Origin of the sequence: Pseudomonas sp. BF-B-15 (assembly GCF_019946675.1) — a bacterium.
In the GTDB taxonomy this organism is placed as follows: domain Bacteria; phylum Pseudomonadota; class Gammaproteobacteria; order Pseudomonadales; family Pseudomonadaceae; genus Aquipseudomonas; species Aquipseudomonas migulae.
The window spans coordinates 1-17,721 of record NZ_JAGYFZ010000074.1 but is presented as its reverse complement, the minus strand read 5'-3'; the positions used below and the strand labels follow the sequence as shown (position 1 = coordinate 17,721).

Sequence of the window (17,721 nt, the reverse complement as noted above, 5' to 3'; positions counted from 1 at the left end):
TTCCACATGGACGTTCGCCAGTACGCTTTCCTCGCTCGCCAGTCTTCTGCCGTGGTGAAACCCCGCGAGCACTTCTGGGGCATGCCCAAGCGCGGATTGGCGTTCCTGCTGGCCAACGTCATGTTCTGGCAACCGATGTGGGCACAGGCCGACGGCATTGTGGTCGCTACGCCGGGCACTACGCTGGACAATGCCGGCAACGGCATGCAAATCGTCAACATCGCCACGCCCAATGGCAGCGGTCTGTCGCATAACCAGTTCCATGATTACAACGTCAGCGCCCAAGGGCTGATCCTCAACAACGGCTCGGCGCAGACTTCGCTCTCGCAACTGGGCGGCATCATCATCGGTAACCCGAACCTGAAAAACAGCGGTTCGGCGCAGACGATCCTTAACGAAGTCATCGGCGGCAGCCCCAGCCAGTTGCGCGGTTACACCGAAGTGGCGGGGCAGTCGGCACACGTCATTGTCGCCAACCCCTATGGCATCACCTGCAACGGCTGCGGCTTCATCAACACCCCGCGCGTGACCTTGACCACCGGCAAACCGGTGCTTGATGGCGCGGGTCGCGTCGATCACTTCCAGGTCGATCAAGGCAGCATTGCCATCGAAGGTGCCGGGCTCAACGCGAGCAACATCGATCAGTTCGACCTCATCACCCGCTCGGCGACGATCAACGCCAACCTCTACGCGAAAAAACTCAACGTCATTACCGGGCGCAACAACGTTGACGCCACCAGCCTGTCGGCCAAGGCCCTGGCGCCGGATGGTTCCACAGCGCCAATGCTGGCAATCGACAGCAGCGCGCTCGGCGGCATGTACGCCGGTGCGATCAAACTGGTGGGCACTGAGCAGGGCGTGGGCGTCAAACTCGGCGGGGAGATGGCGACCAGTGCCGGTAATCTCAACCTCGACGTCAATGGCAAGCTGACACTGGCGACCACCGGCGCCAGCGGCGCGCTCACGGTCAAGGCGCAAAGTGTGCAAGCGGATGGCCCGCTGTACGCCGGCGGCAACCTGAACGTCACGGCCAGTGAAGACCTGTTCAATCAGAAGAGCATCGCTGCAGGCGGCAACGTGATGCTGGCCAGTAACGGCCAACTGACCAACCTCGGCATCATCGAAGCCGGGATCAATGCCGACAACACCCACAACCTGACGGGCGACGTGCAGATCAACGCCAAAAACCTGCGCAACGCGGGCCAGGTCATTGCTGCGCGCAAGCTCACCGCCAACGTCGAAAAAGACTTCGATAACCGCAAAGGGCTGATGAGCGCGAACGCGGCGCTCGCAAAAGTGACGGTCGGCGGACGGCTCGACAACACCGAAGGCACCCTTCAGGCAAAGACTGATCTGGTGGTCAGCGGCGCAACGGTCATCAACCAGAACGGTGCGATGCTCGGCAAGGCGGTCACCGTTACCGCCACCCACCTCGACAACAGTCAGCAGGGCCGCGTCGTGGCGGACAGCGGCGCACTGACCGTGACGGTGGATCAAGCCGTCAACAACCAGCAGGGACGGCTGCAAGCCACCGCCGGTGATGTTGCACTCAAGGCCGGCAGCGTCGACAACCGCGCAGGTGTCGTAGTCGGGCAAAAAGTGGCAGTGACCACCACGTCAGGCAATCTGGACAACCGCGCCGGGCAAGTGCTTGGCAACCGTCTGGAGGTCGACGCCAAAACCGCCGTTGATAACCGTGAGAGCGGCCAACTGCTCGCGGGCAGCGACGGCTTGAAACTGAAAGCCAAAGGGCTACAGAACCAACAAGGCAACATCACCGCCGGTGGCAGCCACGCTGAACTCGATTTGGGTCAGGGCCGTCTGGACAACCAGTCGGGCACCCTCAGCGCGAGCAGCGTCAGCCTGACCGCGGGTGACGTCGATAACAGTGGCGGCAGCCTTGTCAGCCTGGCAGGCAACCTGCAATTGACGGTGGATCGTCTGATCAACCAGGGTGGCTTGATCGAAGCCAGCCAGAAAGTGCAGCTCGATGGGCAGAACCTGGACAACAGTGCCGGGGGCCGACTGCTTGCGCACTTCGGTGATTTGAGTCGAATCGCCCTGCAAAACGAACTGGATAACCGTGGCGGACACATCGCCATCGGCAGCGATAACTTCGTCCTGCAGGCCGGCACCTTGCGCAACGGCGCCGGGCAGATCGAGCACGCGGCCACCGGTCAGTTCAGCGTGAACTCCGCCAGCCTGTTCAGCGCCCAGGGGCGCTTGGTCGGTCTCGGCAGTGGCGACTGGAACATCACAAACGTCGACGGTATCGGCCTTTGGCATGTCAACGGTGCGCTGGATATCAGCGGCCTGCAAAGCATCGCCCTGCAAGCCGGTGACCGCATCGCCAGCGCCAGCAGCCTGAGCCTGGATGCGGTCAGCCTGAGCAATGCCGGCGAGTTGCTCAGCGACGGCGACCTCACCCTCAAGCTGTCCGGCAACCTGACGAACCAAGGGCTGATCTCGACCCAGCAGGCGTTGAAAATCAAAGCGGCCAACGTGACCCAGAACGACGGCCGAATCGCCAGTGCCGGTAACGGCGAACTGGTCCTGAGCGGCACGCTCGACAACCTCGGCCGGTTGACCTCCAGCGCCAATCTGAGCGTCGTCGCCGACCGCATCGACAACGGCGGCACACTTGGCGCGCAACAGCTACTCACCCTCAGCGCTACCCGAGACATCAACAACCGGGCGGACAGCCTGATCTTCAGCGGCGCCGACATGACCTTGCGCGCCGACAGCCTGCTCAACCGCTACGCCGACTTCTACAGCAAAGGAAAACTCAGCTTCGCGGCCCGTGATGGCGGCAAGGCCAGCCTGTTGATCAACCGCTCCGGCAGCATCGAAAGCGGCAGTGACATCGACATCAAGGTGCGCGAGCTGATCAACGAAAAAGCCGAATTCGAAGCCACCCAAAGCATCGCCAGCCGCCGCATCGTGATCAACTGCACCGATTGCAGCGGCGGTACTCACTCCGGCTATTACATCGTCCGCACCCTTTACGAAGGCAGCATTCTCAAGGACTCCCCGGCGTCGCGACTGCTGGCTAACCAGGACCTGCTGCTAGACGCGGTCACCGTCACCAACGGCCAGAGCCTGCTGGCCGCCAACCGCCACACGACCATCACGGCCAGCAACTTTTATAACCGTGGGTTCACCCTCGACAATCGCGAAGAGAACATCAACTACTTCCTCGACGGCGTCAGCAAGAGTGCTTACCGGGTCACCGAGGCCGCGACCAACGCCTGGAACGCCAACTACGCCGGGCAGCCACTCGCCAGTCAGGCGCCGATTCCGATCGAGGTGACGAAATACCCGATCGAGAACATCACCAACACCATCATGCCCGGCAACAACACGACCCATGTCGGCACCGTGCAGGCCGGTGGCGCGCTGAAACTGAACGTCAGCGGTGAGCTGGTCAACGGCAGCCTCACCAACCAGGGGAACGCCCAACTCATCGGCGCCACCCTCGACAGCCAGGCCTTTGGCGCCGGTGGCCAGCAAATAATCCTGGCCAGCCCGGTGGGCAGCCCGGGCCCGTTGAAGGACGTCAAACGCATTGAAACCGTCGCTGTCGACGGCAGCGTAAAAGTCAGCTTTGTCCCGGTCGATTTTACCGGCGCAGCCTTCGTCGGCATCGACCCGACCTCGCTCCCGAGTTTCCGCCTGCCTCAAGGCAGTTACGGCCTGTTCACCCAGAGCCGCAACCCGGCCAACAAATACCTGATCGAAACCAACCCCTCGTTCGTCGACCTCTCGAAGTTCATGAGCTCGGACTACTTGATCGGCAAGCTGGGCTACGACCCCGACCAGGCCGCGCGCCGACTGGGCGACGGCCGCTACGAAACCCGACTGATTGCCGACGCCGTGCGCGCCCAGACCGGCCAGCGCTTCCTCGCCGACGGCCTGAGCAGCGACTACGAGCAATTCCAGTACCTGATGGACAACGCCATCAGCAGCAAAAACGCCCTGAACCTGAGCGTCGGCGTCATGCTGACCTCGCAGCAGGTGGCCGCCCTGACCCACGACATCGTCTGGATGGAAGAGCGGGTCATCAACGGCGAAACCGTGCTGGTGCCGGTGCTGTACCTGGCCAAAGTCGACTCGCGCAATCTGCGCGGCGGCAGCCTGATTCAAGGGCGCAACGTAGAGATAATCACCGGCGGCGATCTGAAAAACGTCGGGACATTGCGCGCCAGTGAAGACCTCAGCGCCTTGAGCGGCGGCAGCATCTTGCAGGGCGGCCTGGCACAGGCCAACGCCAACCTGACCCTGCTGGCGCAAGACAGCATCCGCAACGCCATGGCCGGGGAAATCCGCGCCGACAAGGTCAACCTCACCAGCCTCAAAGGCGACATCGTCAACGACCGCACCGCCACGACATTCAACATCGGCGCCGGCAGCGCCACGCAACTCGATGCCGGCAGCAGCATCAGCGCCGGTTCAAAACTGACGATCAACGCGGCGAACAACCTGACCAGCAAAGGCCAGATCAGCAGCGGCGGCGATGCCACGTTGACCGCCGGCAACGACATCAACCTGCTCGCAGTGGAAGACCGCACCGTCACCCGCGACGCCCTGCGTCGCGGCCTGCGCACCGAAGAAACCCTCACCCAGTTGGGCTCCAGCGTAACCGCCGCGGGCAACCTGACCCTGCACGCCGGTCGCGACCTCAACGCCGTGGCCAGCAAGGCCAGTGCTGGAAAGGACTTGAACGCCAGCGCCGACGGCGACATCAACCTGATCTCGGCCGAGGACGAACACAACCTTGAGAGCCGCTACAAGAAGGGCAACAAAAAGGTTCATGAGATCGATGACCAGACTCGTCAGGTAGCCAGCGAGTTTAGTGCGGGGGGGAATCTGTCTGTCAAAGCCGCCGGGGATGTAACGCTGCGGGCCAGTAACCTGACAGCAGGCGACGAGGCCTACGTTTACGCCGGCAACAACCTCAACGTGCTCGCCGCGGAAAACAGGGATTACACGCTGTATGACATGACGGCCAAAGGCGCGTTTGGGGCGAAGAAAACCAAGCGTGATGAAGTGACGGATGTGAAATATGTCGGCAGTCACATCACCAGCGGAGGGAACCTGACGCTGGAGAGTGGCGGGGACCAGTTGTATCAGGTGGCCAAGCTTGAGAGTGGTAAGGACATTACGCTGGACAGTGGTGGGAGCATCACGTTTGAGGCGGTGAAAGACCTTCATGATGAAAGCCACACCAAGAGTGATAACGACGCTTTCTGGAACTCATCCAAAGGCAAGGGCAATACCGACGAGACATTGCGCCAGACCCAGATGATTGCCAAAGGCAACATCGTGATCAAAGCCGTCGACGGTCTGAAGATCGACATCAAACAAGTGGATCGCCAAACCGTCAGTCAGACCATTGATGCGATGGTCCAGGCTGATCCGCAATTGGCTTGGCTGAAGCAGGCGGAAGCCCGGGGCGATGTGGACTGGAGGCAGGTCAAGGAAATCCATGAGTCGTTCAAGTACAACAACTCGGGGTTAGGCCCCGCGTCGCAGTTGATCATTGCCATTGCCTTGGCGGCCGTGATGGGGCCGATGATGGTTGGCATGAACGCGATGTTGCAGGCGGTTGCGGTGAGTGCCGCGACGAAGGCCACCGTCAGTACCATCGACAACCGGGGCAATCTCGGGAAAGTCATCAAAGACGTTACTTCGAAGGACAGTATCAAAGGCTATGTGACGGCCGCTGCAACAGCGGGCGTTATGCAAGGAATTAAGTACGATCCGAGAGCAGTGGGGCTCGATGCCAAGAGCATGCGGGTTGTGGCCATCAAGATAACTGCGGATGCGCTGATCAAGACGGCTGTTTACGGAGGCAGCCTCAAGGACAATCTTGCTAGCTCAGCTGTGAGCGTTGCAGCGAACATCGGTGGTGCGATCGGAGCCGGAAAGATTGGGAATATGGTCCTCGCAGACGGTGGAATTGAGAAGATTCTCCTGCATGCGGGGTTGGGTGGTTTGTTGGCCGAAGTTATGGGAGGGGATTTCCGTACCGGGGCGCTGGCGGGTGGAGCTAACGAACTGTTGGTTGGGCTGCTCGGTGACAAGCTCTTGCCTTCCAACCTTGTTCAAGGTTCCGCGGATTACAACCAGGCCCAAGCTAATCTTCTAGCGCTTTCGCAAATTGTCGGTGTATTAGGTGCAGTGGCGACAGGTGGGGATGTCGGAATAGCAGCCACCGTGGCGGCCAATGCGACACAGAACAACTACCTGAGCCACAGCCAACTGCAGCGGGCCGCCAGAAAACTCAGCACCTGCACGACGACCGCTGATTGCGAGAGCATTGCTCAAGAGTTCAGGGAGATCAGTAAAGAGCAGGATATCGAAGCCATCAAGAACTGCGTGTTTGCAGTTGAACTTTGTCGTCCTACATCTCTGGATCACGCCAATACCATGGCTGACCTGAACAAGGTGTATGACGCATTAGGTGATGGCTCTCAAGCTGCTCAAAACGCGCTGAAGTCGCTAATCAGCGAAAACCACGACTTTCAGCAGATATTGGCCATGGCAACAGCTGGTCATTCCGCCGATGCGCTGGCAGGAGCGATGCAAGCCAAGTGGAACCTTACTAACGAACAAACAGAGGTTCTAAGGGACAACTTGGGCATGATTGCTGCTGCCGGTGCTGGTTTGGCGGCGGCTGGTGGTAAGGCTATAATTGGCTCCTTGAAGCCAGCGACAGGTACAAAAGCGACTACGACACCGCATACGCCACTAGCTGGTCCTACTGAAAACTGGAAAACCTTTGTTAATGCTGAAAAGCAGATTCAACTGGAGGCAGGTGCTGGGCAGCGTGTAGATCAAGTTATCAATGAAACTCTATCCGGTAAGAAAAATTTCACGAGTTCTATGACGCTCACAACCGATGAGGCCCTATCAGCAGGGCAGAAATATCTCGGTCCTGAGTACAGGGAAATCGGTAAGCCTGGATCTGGGGTGTTCCATAGCGCTGATGGCACCAAGGAATTCCGTATCGACTCAGGATCTATATCAGGAGCACACGCTCCAGGAGTTCCGCATGTGCATTTTGGAGTTAAAGACCCTGTGACTGGAGAATATATTTCTAACAATCATGTTCCCTATGCGGACTAGGATGTAAATATGTCTATCGTTCGGAAGGGTATTGTTGTCGCTGGCGAATATTCTGGCTGGAATATTTTTGTTGATGATGACCGTGATGGCGACACTGGTGGGTATTATCTTTACTTGAAAAAAAGTGATGCTGAGGGGTTTGATTACTGGTTTGAACATGAGGTTGGGCTTCAAGCCCAACTAGTTGGTTTTGAAGTGGATTGGATAGATTAGTATATTTAATGAGCATTATTTTTAGTTTGCCTTTGGTGCAAAAGGCGCAGGCGGAAGTGCTCTTCCAAACAGAGTTCCGGCTGTAGGTGTGCTAGATGATAGTGTCTTCGCACAAGTGTTAGCGAAGCCCACAAAAGCATTCGGTGAAGAAGGACAAAGTATTTATTCACCAGCAGCTGTGTGGGGTAACGTGGTCTGTCCCCATTTTTTCCATTTTTTACTGCGTCAGCAAGACCAGATTTACTAGTTATTGACTACTCGATCAATGGAACAAAAATGCGTAAGTCATTCAAGAATGAGGCCGGGCAATGAGCATTGAGCAACAAGTACAAGTCTTGAATTCGCTTACGCAGATTATGCATGATTCTGCGAGTGGGCAGTACGAAGAGATCCGCTGTGAATTTGAGTATGAGGTTTACGATGGAGGATGGTCTGTAGGTTCTAAATACTCATTTGTTCGCGATGGCTTGTTCTTTAGCGAGCTTTTAGATGACCCTGAAGATAGAGTTTCTAGTCATGTGCATAAGCTGCACGAACTGATGAAGTCGCACACGGGTGGCGATTGGAAAAAATTTGTATTGGTTATCGATCCTAGTGGTAAAGCGAATTCCAAATTCACCTATTAAGTTAGGGCAAAAGGCGCAGGTGGGATTGCTTGTCCAAACAGCGTTCCGGCTTTAAGTGTGTTAAATGATGGTAAGTGTTAGCGGAATCCACAAAAGCGTTCAGTGAGGAGGGACAGAGTATTTGTTCGCAAGCAGCTGGGCGGCCTATCAATACGGTTGCTGATCTTACTGTTGCCTGAAGGGGGTAACAGGGGCAGATCACGTTTTTGTAATTAAGATAGGCTACATTCTCTAAGCATATTTTGATTGGCCGAAATGATAGTTGAACGTGGTTTGCCCCCATTTTTTTCATGGGCGTTCGCAGTGGGTTATTGATTGACGGAGGCATTATGGCCGGCTTGTTGGAAATTGTGTTTGAAGATGTCGGCAAGGACCTAGTCTTGCCATTGCTGGAGACGATTATTTCTGACTCTGAGGCAATCGTTGGTGCCGAGTGTTCAGAGGGTTTTCCGGTTTGGAGTAATGGAAATATTCAGCTCGACTTCATCAGGGCTGCGATTGAGTTTGATGCGGCAGTCAGTATTTTTGTCAATGTTGAGAACTTAAGATTTACTGATATGAGTGTGAAATCAGCACTCGTACGGATTGTTAAATATGAAGATACTTTTGATCTTGATATTAGTTTTTATGAGAATGATGTCGGGTTGTTCAGTGCTGATATGGTTGGTGATTTGTTTGCGTATTCAAAAGAAATAAATAAACAGTTTAAGCTTGTTAATTGTTATTTTGGGATGGAACCTGCCTCAGACGAAACGACACGCTTTTTCACTAATAAAGTGTTGGGGCCGCTAAAGTAAGGAGCGAAGAGTTAAACGGGCGACCTAACGGATTGCCCGTTTTCATTCATCCCGCAATTTTCATCGGCATCTTCGACGGCACCGATCCGGCCTCACTCCCGAGTTTCCGCCTGCCTCAAGGCGATTACGTCCCGCTCACCCAGAGCCGAAGCCCGGCCAACAAATACCTGATCGAAACCAACTCCTCGCTCGTCGACCTCTCGAAGTTCATAGGATAAAAGGGGACAGACCACATTTTTTGAGGCGTATTTTTATTAGTTGAAATGATGGGGTATAGAAAGGAGTTTTTTTTTCTTAGGTTGGCTAATCTTTCGGTTTGACTTGTATGAAAGGACTCACCATATTCCTCGCAAAGCACGTATCTTGATGCCGGGAGACCGAACAAATATTAAATTTTTTAGATTGGAAGCGTGGTCTGGCCCCTTTTTTCTACGTCTCGGGTGGAGTTTGGTTGCAAATTACTGGGGTACTCTAAAATCCAAGGTGGTGCGCCATGAGTGAAATTATTTATCCTCTTCGTAAAGATTTCCTGGCTTTTTTTCTTTGTCCGCTAATACTTGGATTCATTGCTGGAATTATCAAAACAGTAGCAGTACTCACCGAGTTGGTAAGTAATCCAAAATTGCTGGGTTCGGTGAGAGGGGCTGAATTGCTGTTGATGCCGTTTTTGACCCCGCTTCTCATACAGTTGGCTTTCTTCCTGCCATTTCTGGGTTACGCATTGGTGATTGTATTAATTAAAGTCAAGAAGACACCTCGTAATTGCATGGTTGTTTCCTTTTTGGGAAGTTGTGTGGCCGCGTCGTGGGTGTTGTTGTTTATTTCAAATATGGTGCAAAACATCAAGGGGCCCAGTATTCGGACTATGTTATTGAATTACTGGTGCTGTTCGCCGCATCAATGGCTACCTGTTGGTTAACGGCCCATTTCTTTTTACCTGAGGGAAGCCAGGTTGAAGGTTAGAGGGGCTAACGGGGACAGACTACATTTCCTGTATAGAAAACGTGGTCTGTCCCCATTTTTCCTTGAAACTATCGCTCAGAGGTTAGAAAGAAGTAATCAGAATGCTGTGGGGACAATAAATTTGATATCGGAAAAATTTGTGTGTCCTAGCTGTACTGATATGATCAGGCGATTTTGCGATAGATGTCCGAAACTTCAATTGAATTTATTTACAGTGGAGGATTAAAAGTGAAGGGTTGTCTTGAGTTTGATGATGTGGCTTCCTTGGTCCGGAGACTTTACAGTGATGCTATTGTAAACAAGAGGTTTCGGCCTGAGCAGGCGTTTGCGTATGTTCAGGATGAAACGGAAAGTATACATCGGGTTGACTCTCCTGGCATGAACGCGATTCTTCAAACTGCTATATATGTCGAAGGCGCCCGTCGTGGTCTTGAGTTGTCAAAGGATAGTCTGTAGGGGTAACGGGGACAGACCACGTTTTTGGGGGGAACGGGGACAGACCACGTTTTCTGTATAGAAAACGTGGTCTGTCCCCATTTTCCCTTCTAGGTTCTTGAGCAGCCGTGAAATCGCGGCCGAGTTGCAATCAAGGGTAGATGCGGCACGGGAGAAATACACGAACAACCCATCCACGAAAAATGAGACTTCATTGACGAGGGCAGAGGCAGAATTGCGGAACGCCACGCGTGATGGAGAGTGCTTGATCAAGGGTTGTGTCCCGGCCGACTATATTAAATTTATCGATAAATAGGTATTTATCATGGATCGGAAAACAAACGACCTGCTTAATGGTATTCCGGAACATGCAGATTATGCTGCTGATGCAGGAGACTTGGACCCGGAGGATATTCCGCAGGAAAGAATGGATGCTGTGATGGGTTTGCTTCTTCACGCAGATAATGATGTGGTGCGCTTCCTAGCTGCGAAATTATTGACCAGTTGGGGGGGCCATGAAGGCCTGATTGCCTTGGAGAAGAGCATGGAAAGACCTGAAATTATCGAAGGCATCTATTCTCATAGGCTGCATGGATACGATGATACTTATCGTCAGATACTTATGGCAGTGACCATGTATTTTGCCAATATGGCTGACAGGGGGGAAAGAGAGGTGGCGAGAACCCAAGTCTACTCACCCTTGTCGAAAATAATAGCGTTGGCGGGAAGTAAACCTTTTGAAATAACCGATGCTTTTGCTTTCGTGAAGCGAGAAAGATATCTGGAGTATGTACCTCCTATTGAACAGCATCTTGTTTCAATAATTGATCATCCAGAAATACATCGTTGGAAGATTTATGATGCTATCGAATTGTTGATGGATTTTGATCCTGAGTTTGTCATGTCTCTGTTGAAAGAAAAAAACAAGACGATTGATGATTTCAAAAGGGTAACGGGGACAGACACGTTTTTGTGATGCCATGGATAATTGGGATAGACGACATTTTCTAAAGCATATTTTGATTGGCCGAAATGATAGGAAATAGAAAGAAATTATGCTTTTTCTTAAGTTGACTAAGCTTTCAATTTGACTGGTATGAAAGGACTCACCATATGCCTCGCAGAGCACGTATCTTGATGCCGGGTGTACCCTTGCATCTAATTCAACGAGGAAATAATCGATCGGTTTGTTTCTTCTCAGAGGAGGACTATCTTTTTTATATAGAGCTGCTGGCTGAGCAAGCCAATAAAAATGGGTGTGAAGTTCATGCGTGGTGTTTGATGAGTAATCATGTCCATTTATTGATTAGTCCTCAAGAGCAAAGTGGTGCCAGTTTGCTTATGAAGGGTGTAGGGCAACGATATGTGCAGTACGTGAATCGTACATATGGACGTAGTGGGACTTTATGGGAGGGGCGCTTTCGTTCAAGCCTTGTTCAAAGTGATCGCTATGTTTTGGCCTGCTATCGTTATATTGAAATGAATCCTGTTCGAGCAAAAATGGTAGCGCATCCTGGGGAATATCGTTGGTCGAGTTATCGCAATAACGCACAATCAGAGTTTTCGTATTTCATTACCCCGCATGCTCAGTACCTGTCGCTTGGTGGAGCGAATATATCGACCACAGATGCCTATAGAGAGCTTTTTAGAAACGAGTTGGAGACAGGGTTGGTTAACCAGATTCGGGCTGCCACCAATGGTAACTATGCGCTTGGTGGCTCGCGATTTGCTGCTGAAATTGAAGCTATGATAGGACGGCGAGCCCAGCGAGGACGCCCGGGGAGACCGAGCAAACCTTCAATTTTTTAATGGAAAACGTGGTCTGTCCCCGTTTTTCCCAAAAGCATTCGGTGAAGAAGGACAAAGTATTTATTCACCAGCAGCTGTGTGGGGTAACGTGGTCTGTCCCCATTTCCCCTTTGCCAATGGAATGTTAAAAGACAATGCTGCTTTGAATACCTGGACAGGCCAAATATCCCAGAAATACGGATGCAGGAAGGTCGAAAAAATTGACACCATTGGTGAAATTACCTATGTCACTTTCGGAAAATAGAAATTTGTTAGCGAAAATACTGGATCGGAAGTCGCCAAGCATCGTGTTGAATATGATGCTGGAGGTCGGCCATGATTTAGATAAATACGCTTTAGCAGATATCTTTTTGGAAGAGTTTGATCGTCTGGATAGCAGAATTCTTCCTGTAATATGGAAGTGGAAGAGTGCCAAATCTATTAGAGGTATATCGGATCAAGAATTTGATGAGACGGTGCTGTTGCTGATGAGGTCTGCGGGTTACATGGTGTAAATAATAAGGGGGCTTAGGTTTTCCCTAAAATTCATTGTTGTAAAAGCAACAGGCGTAGTTGGCGAGACCGCAGGGTCGATAGTACGATGCTACAATCGGGGGGCTTTCAGGGTGTATTTAGATAAGGCTGCTGGGGCTGTGAGCAACTTCCACCCTAAATAAGGTAGTGTGTTTATATGAGAGAGTTGTTCGGTCAGCCATATAATGAGTCAGACCCTTATTGGGTTGTTAAAGGGTATTTCGACAGAATGTATGATGGTGGTTATTTCATTGAGGCGGTTGGCTATATTGTGAAAAGGTGGGGGTTCAGTACGGATGGTGCGTACTGTAACTTTCCTGATGAAAATAGCCCGTTCGATGAAGAACACTTCGAAGGGGTTGAGTTTGCTTATGGCTATCCCCCTAGGGATGAAGACACAGTTGTTGTGAACGAAGCGGTTTGCTCTAAATGTATTCGGTTGGCTTGCGAAAAATATCTTCAATGTCATCCCGAAGATACCGCGAAAGTAAAAGAGCTTTTGAATAGCCTCGCTTTCTAATTCTGCATGAAAATATCCCCGGCACTGCCGGGGATTTTCATAAGTTTTACTCCGTCGCAATCACCAAACACTCTTTCATAGATAACGAGGACAGACCACTTTTTTTGTGATGCCATGGAAAATTGGGATAGACCATATTTTCTAAAGCATATTTTGATTGGCCGAAATGATAGGGGAAACGTGGTATGGCCCCTTTTTTCTATAATGGTTTAGGGATGTAGACGTATGAATGTTTCTGAGTCGTGCTCTGAGTCAAATCGGTTCATGTTTTTTGAGGGTTATGAGGAAGAGCGGTTTGAAGAGTTTGTTGATGTTGTACTTAGAGCTCTAAATTCTAAAGTGGAAAGTCGTGAGTCTGGCCCGTATTCAGTGTTGGTTATTGTTTGTTATGCGGGGCATAAGTTGGTTTTGACGAGCGGGTCATTTGAAGGATGTTTCATTTCCATGGAGAAAAATGTGGATGGGGGAGTGGTAAAGAAAATAACTGAGGCTTTTAAAGTCACAGGTTAGGTAAAAAGCCAACAGAAACAGCAACTGCAACTGCTTAGTATTGCTTATGAATCAAGGTTTATTATCTAAAGAGGTTTTAATGGGGGCTATGGTGGTGCGTGTTTAGGAGTATTTAGTCAGCGGTCGATCACGTTATATCTGGACGATGAACCCAGATAGGATGCCCGGGGAGATCGAGAAAACATTCAGTTTTTCAGGTGGTAAACGTGGTTTGTTCCCATTTTCTCCGATTAAACTAATTGAAGATGAAATTTCTGGGATTGGTATATGAAAAAGACATTTCGGTCAGTAGCGAAAGAAAATAATAGCTCGTGGCAACCCGAGGCTGAAATGTCATCCTTGACTCAATGGTATCTTTCCATTCGCGATATATATCTTGAAGATCTTCCGATGGAGGACCTATGTCGTGCAGTGAGGCAAGAATTATTTATGTCTGACTTATTGCCAATAGTGGTTTCTACTCTAGAGCAAGATTTGCTGTCGGGCTTCATAGATGATGCTGAGTTGCTTGGGGCGGTATCGCGGCTATCGCCAAATTATTGGAGTGGGAATATTATTCTCGCCAAAAAAATGATGTCTCTATTGTTAGAGAGTGAAGATGATTTGGCGGTGGATCCTAATGCGGTTAAATCTGCAAGTGTCCTTAAGGGTAAGTTGCTGGATATTATTAATTAGTGGGGGTGACGGGGGCGGACTAGTTTGTCTGAGGTATATTTTGATTGGTCGAAATGATAGAAAATATAAAGGAGTTATATTTTTCTTGGGGTGACTAAGCATTCGGGTTGACTTGTATGAAAGGACTCGCTGTATGCCTCGCACAGCACGTATCTTGAGGCCGGGAGACCGAGTAAACTCTCAATTTTTAGGTAGAAAACGTGGTCTGGCCTCCTTTTCCTCCCATTTTTCCCTGCAAAATCTCCCCGCCGCGTTCAGTGGTTCAGCGTTTAGAACGTGCCACTTGGTGTAAGTCCTCTTATCAGTCAAAAGATACGCGTTTATAAGGAAATCTATACGTGAAGAAAATCACACTGCTACCACTGACCCTGGCTGTCGCATTGACCGGCTGCCATTCCAACGTCAGGGACTCTTCCCCCAGCCTGCTGAAAGACGGCATTCAACTGCGCCAGAACACGGTGACCGTAGATGCCCAGCACGCCAAGGTCATCATGAAAGCTACAGGCAGCACCCATCCCGTACAGTTTTCAGTCAAGCGTGCCGCCGATCCTGACCAGCGTATGGAGTTGCTTGGAACTGTAGTGGATTCGGGCCAGGGCAAGGTATTCGGCTGGATAGCCAAACTCAACGAAGTGGCCAACAGTGCCACGGTCAAACGCTTCCCGCAGTTGGAAGCACAGGCCGATGCCGATAAGGCGTTTCAGGTGTCGGGATATTCGAATAGTAGGGTGGCAAGCGGCTTGTATAGCTGCGGTCCGCTGCAAAGTTCCTTCATCCCGGAAAGAGCCAAGGTTTACCTGGTTGAGTTCCAGTTTATTGGCACCGATTGCGAACAGCATGTTTACGATGTCACCCAGCCTGATCAACGTATTCCCGTGGCGAGCGTACCTGCGGTGTGAAAGGGATTCATCTATTGCTCACGCGATAAAAAACGGGCGACCCAAAAGGTCGCCCGTTTTCATTGGCGGCGCAATTTTTGCTGAGAACAGTGTCGTTCTCGTGGGACCTAAATGCGAGCTTCCCGCGATCTGCTCCGCGTCAAACGACGTAAATTGACCCCGAAATTCTGCTGATCTAGTATGCGGCATCATTGCGCCATCATTCTGGATTCAGGGACCGAATATGCTGTCCAGAGCCATCACGGCAAGCCTTCTACTGGTATTGGCCGGTTGTACCAACATCAAAGTCGACCCGGTCGCTCCTCAATTCAAAATCTCCCAACTCTGCATCGAAGAGAACCCGAAAGTGGTGGTGGGTGATTTCGTCGATGGCCTGCAGACGCTGTTGCGCAAGCACAACATCGACAGTCGGCTTTACGCCACTCCCATTCCGAGCAGCTGTGAGTATCGTCTGACTTACACCGCCATTCGTTCCTGGGACTTTTCCCCGTACTTGTCCGATGCCAATGTCCGGCTCTTCAAGGGCGATCAGCAGATCGGTTTCGGGCAATACCACCTGACGGGCGAGGGCGGTTTTGATCCGTCCAAAGTGGCGTCGGTCGAGGAAAAGATGGGGCCGGTGATCAACCAGTTACTGGGGCAAAACAAATGAGCGCAGCAATGAAAAGTATTCCGGCGTTGTTGCTCATGCTGTTGTTGGCCGGCTGCGGTCACACTAGCTCCAGCCAGCCTTATTTCGAGCCACCGGCGCCACCTCAGGGCAAGGCGTTGGTTTACATGATGCGGACCCAGGTCATTCAAGGCAGCTTTTATGACAGCGTGTTCAGCATCAATGACAGTGCGGTGGTGGGGCTTAATGACAAGACCTATTCCTGGGTGCTGGTAAGTCCGGGCCTGCACAAGGTATCGGCCGGGCCGCGTCCGCATCCCCGAAACGTATTTCTGACCCTCTCGGTCGAGCCAGGTAAAGAGTACTTCGTTGAATACACGCAGGAGTACGCGGCGGAGATGGTTCGGGTGCGGGATGCCAAGGACGGGAAAGCCATGGTGAAGGGGTATTCGTATATACCGGTGAAGTAGCCGATAGCGGTGTGTCAGTTGTATCGGCGTTGATTGTAAGTAAGCATCGCGAGCAAGCTTGCTCCTACAGGAATTGCGGTGTTCACGGACATTGTGTTCGGCCCTGACCGCTGAGGGAGCAAGCTGGTTCGCGAAGGTGTGGTCTACCCCCCATGGCAGCAGCTCGAATTCACCTTGTCTTCATACCTGTCGTGATGCCGTACCCATTCCATGATCTGCTCTTCGTTGCGCCCCTTGGGCGTCAGGTCGAGGTAGTTATAGGCGCCGACCAGCATGTCCAGGCCACGGGCATAAGTTGAATAGGTGTGAAAAATCTCGCCTGCTTCGTTGCGATAAAACACGCTGAGACCTGGGAGTTCTTCTTCGGCGCCGTCAGTTTTTTCGTAGTTGTAGGTGGCTTTTCCGGCGGCAACATCTTCAGCTCGGGCGGATACGCCAAAGTCGTAGTTGAAGTCGCAACCTTCTGACGACACCCAGTCGAATTTCCAGCCCATGCGTCGCTTGAACGCCTGGAATTCGGCGAAGGGTGCGTGGGAAACCGCCACCACCGCTACGTCGTGATGCGCCAGGTGCTGGTTGGCGCCGTCGATGTGGTCGGACAGGAATGAGCAACCGGGGCAGCCTTCGTCCCAACCGGCGGCAAACATGAAGTGGTAGATGACCAGTTGGCTGCGACCGCCGAACAGGTCGGCCAGCTTCAATTCACCATTGGGGCCCTGGAAGTGATAGTCCTTGTCGATTTTCACCCAGGGCAGGGCGCGGCGTTCGGCACTGAGTTTGTCCCGTTCCCGGGTGAAGGCTTTTTCGTGGGCCAGGTGTTGTTTGCGGGCGGCGAGCCATTCTTCTCGCGACACGACCGGATGGTTCTGAACGTTCATCGGGTTTTCTCCTGCGCAATGCTGGGCGGTGACTGACATAACCTTGTCGTTTGACCTATGCCAAATTCGACATACCGCCGGTCAGCGCCGTTAAAGAACTGCGCTGAACGGCGGCGAGCGCTGTCGGTCACAAGCTATGAAGGCCATCACACTCACAGGTTTTGGAGGTTGGACAGGATGACGACTTATAACTGGGATTTGATTGAACGCCTGCTGCACGAAGTGCAGAACGCAGCACCCAGCTTCACGCCACGGCCCTATGCCGAGCAGTACGCGGCGGAGAAAGCCACGGAGGGCGAAGAGACTGAAAACCTGGATCACCTGAAAGCGGTGGCCGGCGAGTATGAAAAGTTACTGTTGGCGCGTGGCTACATCGAGCCTCGACCTGAAGAGCAGGGTGGAACCGGTTCGAATTACAGGCTGACGATGCGGGGTTCAAGGTTGTTGAGCCTGATCGACAGCAGCATTCCGGGCAATGATCATCCGCGGCAGGTGCTGGATGAGCAGGACGATGCGCTGGATGAGGTGACGTTTGATGAGGTGGTGTCCCAAGCGCAGATTGCCTGAAGAACTTCGATTACCAATGTGGGAGCGAGCCTGCTCGCAATGGCGGTGTGTCAGTCGACATCGATGTTGTCTGAAACACCGCCATCGCGAGCAGGCTCGCTCCCACAT

Annotated in this window: 17 protein-coding genes; 16 read left to right on the top strand and 1 reads right to left on the bottom strand. The window is 52.3% G+C overall.

Annotated features, from left to right (window positions below):
* Positions 1 to 6 precede the first annotated feature (6 nt).
* The 15 genes from KGA97_RS21210 (at position 7) to KGA97_RS21140 (ending at position 16,168) form a co-directional block, all read left to right on the top strand.
* On the top strand, positions 7 to 7,128 hold the full coding sequence (locus KGA97_RS21210) for a DUF637 domain-containing protein (protein WP_223481448.1): 7,122 nt from the start codon (positions 7 to 9) through the stop codon (positions 7,126 to 7,128).
* 9 nt (positions 7,129 to 7,137) lie between these two features.
* On the top strand, positions 7,138 to 7,341 hold the full coding sequence (locus KGA97_RS21205; RefSeq protein WP_207286308.1) for a hypothetical protein: 204 nt from the start codon (positions 7,138 to 7,140) through the stop codon (positions 7,339 to 7,341).
* A 308-nt stretch (positions 7,342 to 7,649) separates the two neighbouring features.
* Positions 7,650 to 7,967, top strand: coding sequence for a hypothetical protein (locus tag KGA97_RS21200; protein ID WP_207286309.1), 318 nt, complete (start codon positions 7,650 to 7,652; stop codon positions 7,965 to 7,967).
* A 329-nt stretch (positions 7,968 to 8,296) separates the two neighbouring features.
* A complete protein-coding gene (locus KGA97_RS21195) occupies positions 8,297 to 8,764 on the top strand; it encodes a hypothetical protein (RefSeq protein ID WP_223481447.1) in 468 nt (155 codons plus the stop codon).
* A 493-nt stretch (positions 8,765 to 9,257) separates the two neighbouring features.
* Positions 9,258 to 9,683 (top strand): hypothetical protein, encoded by a 426-nt coding sequence (locus KGA97_RS21190; RefSeq protein WP_223481446.1) that lies wholly within the window; start codon positions 9,258 to 9,260, stop codon positions 9,681 to 9,683.
* Positions 9,684 to 9,716: 33 nt separating this feature from the next.
* Complete coding sequence (locus KGA97_RS29635; RefSeq protein ID WP_223481445.1) at positions 9,717 to 9,953, top strand: deaminase domain-containing protein; 237 nt, start codon at positions 9,717 to 9,719, stop codon at positions 9,951 to 9,953.
* 534 nt (positions 9,954 to 10,487) lie between these two features.
* Entirely contained in the window at positions 10,488 to 11,138 is a 651-nt protein-coding gene (locus KGA97_RS21180) for a hypothetical protein (RefSeq protein ID WP_207286311.1), read from the top strand.
* 137 nt (positions 11,139 to 11,275) lie between these two features.
* Positions 11,276 to 11,971, top strand: coding sequence for a transposase (locus KGA97_RS21175; protein ID WP_223481444.1), 696 nt, complete (start codon positions 11,276 to 11,278; stop codon positions 11,969 to 11,971).
* Positions 11,972 to 12,195: 224 nt separating this feature from the next.
* On the top strand, positions 12,196 to 12,465 hold the full coding sequence (locus KGA97_RS21170; RefSeq protein ID WP_192226564.1) for a hypothetical protein: 270 nt from the start codon (positions 12,196 to 12,198) through the stop codon (positions 12,463 to 12,465).
* A gap of 176 nt (positions 12,466 to 12,641) precedes the next feature.
* Positions 12,642 to 13,004 carry a ribonuclease toxin immunity protein CdiI gene (cdiI, locus tag KGA97_RS21165; RefSeq protein WP_207286313.1) on the top strand — a complete coding sequence of 121 codons (363 nt, stop codon included), beginning with the start codon at positions 12,642 to 12,644 and terminating at the stop codon, positions 13,002 to 13,004.
* A gap of 225 nt (positions 13,005 to 13,229) precedes the next feature.
* Positions 13,230 to 13,514 (top strand): hypothetical protein, encoded by a 285-nt coding sequence (locus tag KGA97_RS21160; protein ID WP_192225961.1) that lies wholly within the window; start codon positions 13,230 to 13,232, stop codon positions 13,512 to 13,514.
* Positions 13,515 to 13,781: 267 nt separating this feature from the next.
* Positions 13,782 to 14,189, top strand: a complete 408-nt coding sequence (locus tag KGA97_RS21155) for a contact-dependent growth inhibition system immunity protein (protein ID WP_223481443.1) — start codon at positions 13,782 to 13,784, stop codon at positions 14,187 to 14,189.
* Between the two features lie 338 nt (positions 14,190 to 14,527).
* On the top strand, positions 14,528 to 15,088 hold the full coding sequence (locus KGA97_RS21150; RefSeq protein ID WP_008040977.1) for a hypothetical protein: 561 nt from the start codon (positions 14,528 to 14,530) through the stop codon (positions 15,086 to 15,088).
* A gap of 223 nt (positions 15,089 to 15,311) precedes the next feature.
* Entirely contained in the window at positions 15,312 to 15,740 is a 429-nt protein-coding gene (locus tag KGA97_RS21145) for an Sbal_3080 family lipoprotein (protein WP_223481442.1), read from the top strand.
* A gap of 8 nt (positions 15,741 to 15,748) precedes the next feature.
* Positions 15,749 to 16,168, top strand: coding sequence for a DUF2846 domain-containing protein (locus KGA97_RS21140; protein WP_008040975.1), 420 nt, complete (start codon positions 15,749 to 15,751; stop codon positions 16,166 to 16,168).
* A 143-nt stretch (positions 16,169 to 16,311) separates the two neighbouring features.
* Here KGA97_RS21140 and KGA97_RS21135 read toward each other — a convergent pair whose 3' ends face one another.
* Positions 16,312 to 17,046, bottom strand: a complete 735-nt coding sequence (locus KGA97_RS21135; RefSeq protein WP_223481441.1) for a DUF899 domain-containing protein — start codon at positions 17,044 to 17,046, stop codon at positions 16,312 to 16,314.
* A 177-nt stretch (positions 17,047 to 17,223) separates the two neighbouring features.
* Here KGA97_RS21135 and KGA97_RS21130 point away from each other — a divergent pair, with 177 nt between their 5' ends.
* Positions 17,224 to 17,613 (top strand): transcriptional regulator, encoded by a 390-nt coding sequence (locus KGA97_RS21130; RefSeq protein ID WP_223481440.1) that lies wholly within the window; start codon positions 17,224 to 17,226, stop codon positions 17,611 to 17,613.
* The last annotated feature ends 108 nt before the right edge of the window (positions 17,614 to 17,721 follow it).

Bases quoted from the DNA above. Each gene is read 5' to 3' on its own strand.
- KGA97_RS21160 (WP_192225961.1), top strand. From the start codon at position 13,230: ATGAATGTTTCTGAGTCGTGCTCTGAGTCAAATCGGTTCATGTTTTTT.
- KGA97_RS21135 (WP_223481441.1), bottom strand. From the start codon at position 17,046: ATGAACGTTCAGAACCATCCGGTCGTGTCGCGAGAAGAATGGCTCGCC.
- KGA97_RS21200 (WP_207286309.1), top strand. From the start codon at position 7,650: ATGAGCATTGAGCAACAAGTACAAGTCTTGAATTCGCTTACGCAGATT.
- KGA97_RS21155 (WP_223481443.1), top strand. From the start codon at position 13,782: ATGAAAAAGACATTTCGGTCAGTAGCGAAAGAAAATAATAGCTCGTGG.
- KGA97_RS21205 (WP_207286308.1), top strand. From the start codon at position 7,138: ATGTCTATCGTTCGGAAGGGTATTGTTGTCGCTGGCGAATATTCTGGC.
- KGA97_RS21140 (WP_008040975.1), top strand. From the start codon at position 15,749: ATGAAAAGTATTCCGGCGTTGTTGCTCATGCTGTTGTTGGCCGGCTGC.
- cdiI (WP_207286313.1), top strand. From the start codon at position 12,642: ATGAGAGAGTTGTTCGGTCAGCCATATAATGAGTCAGACCCTTATTGG.
- KGA97_RS21130 (WP_223481440.1), top strand. From the start codon at position 17,224: ATGACGACTTATAACTGGGATTTGATTGAACGCCTGCTGCACGAAGTG.
- KGA97_RS21145 (WP_223481442.1), top strand. From the start codon at position 15,312: ATGCTGTCCAGAGCCATCACGGCAAGCCTTCTACTGGTATTGGCCGGT.
- KGA97_RS21175 (WP_223481444.1), top strand. From the start codon at position 11,276: ATGCCTCGCAGAGCACGTATCTTGATGCCGGGTGTACCCTTGCATCTA.
- KGA97_RS21170 (WP_192226564.1), top strand. From the start codon at position 12,196: ATGTCACTTTCGGAAAATAGAAATTTGTTAGCGAAAATACTGGATCGG.
- KGA97_RS21190 (WP_223481446.1), top strand. From the start codon at position 9,258: ATGAGTGAAATTATTTATCCTCTTCGTAAAGATTTCCTGGCTTTTTTT.
- KGA97_RS21210 (WP_223481448.1), top strand. From the start codon at position 7: ATGGACGTTCGCCAGTACGCTTTCCTCGCTCGCCAGTCTTCTGCCGTG.
- KGA97_RS21195 (WP_223481447.1), top strand. From the start codon at position 8,297: ATGGCCGGCTTGTTGGAAATTGTGTTTGAAGATGTCGGCAAGGACCTA.
- KGA97_RS21180 (WP_207286311.1), top strand. From the start codon at position 10,488: ATGGATCGGAAAACAAACGACCTGCTTAATGGTATTCCGGAACATGCA.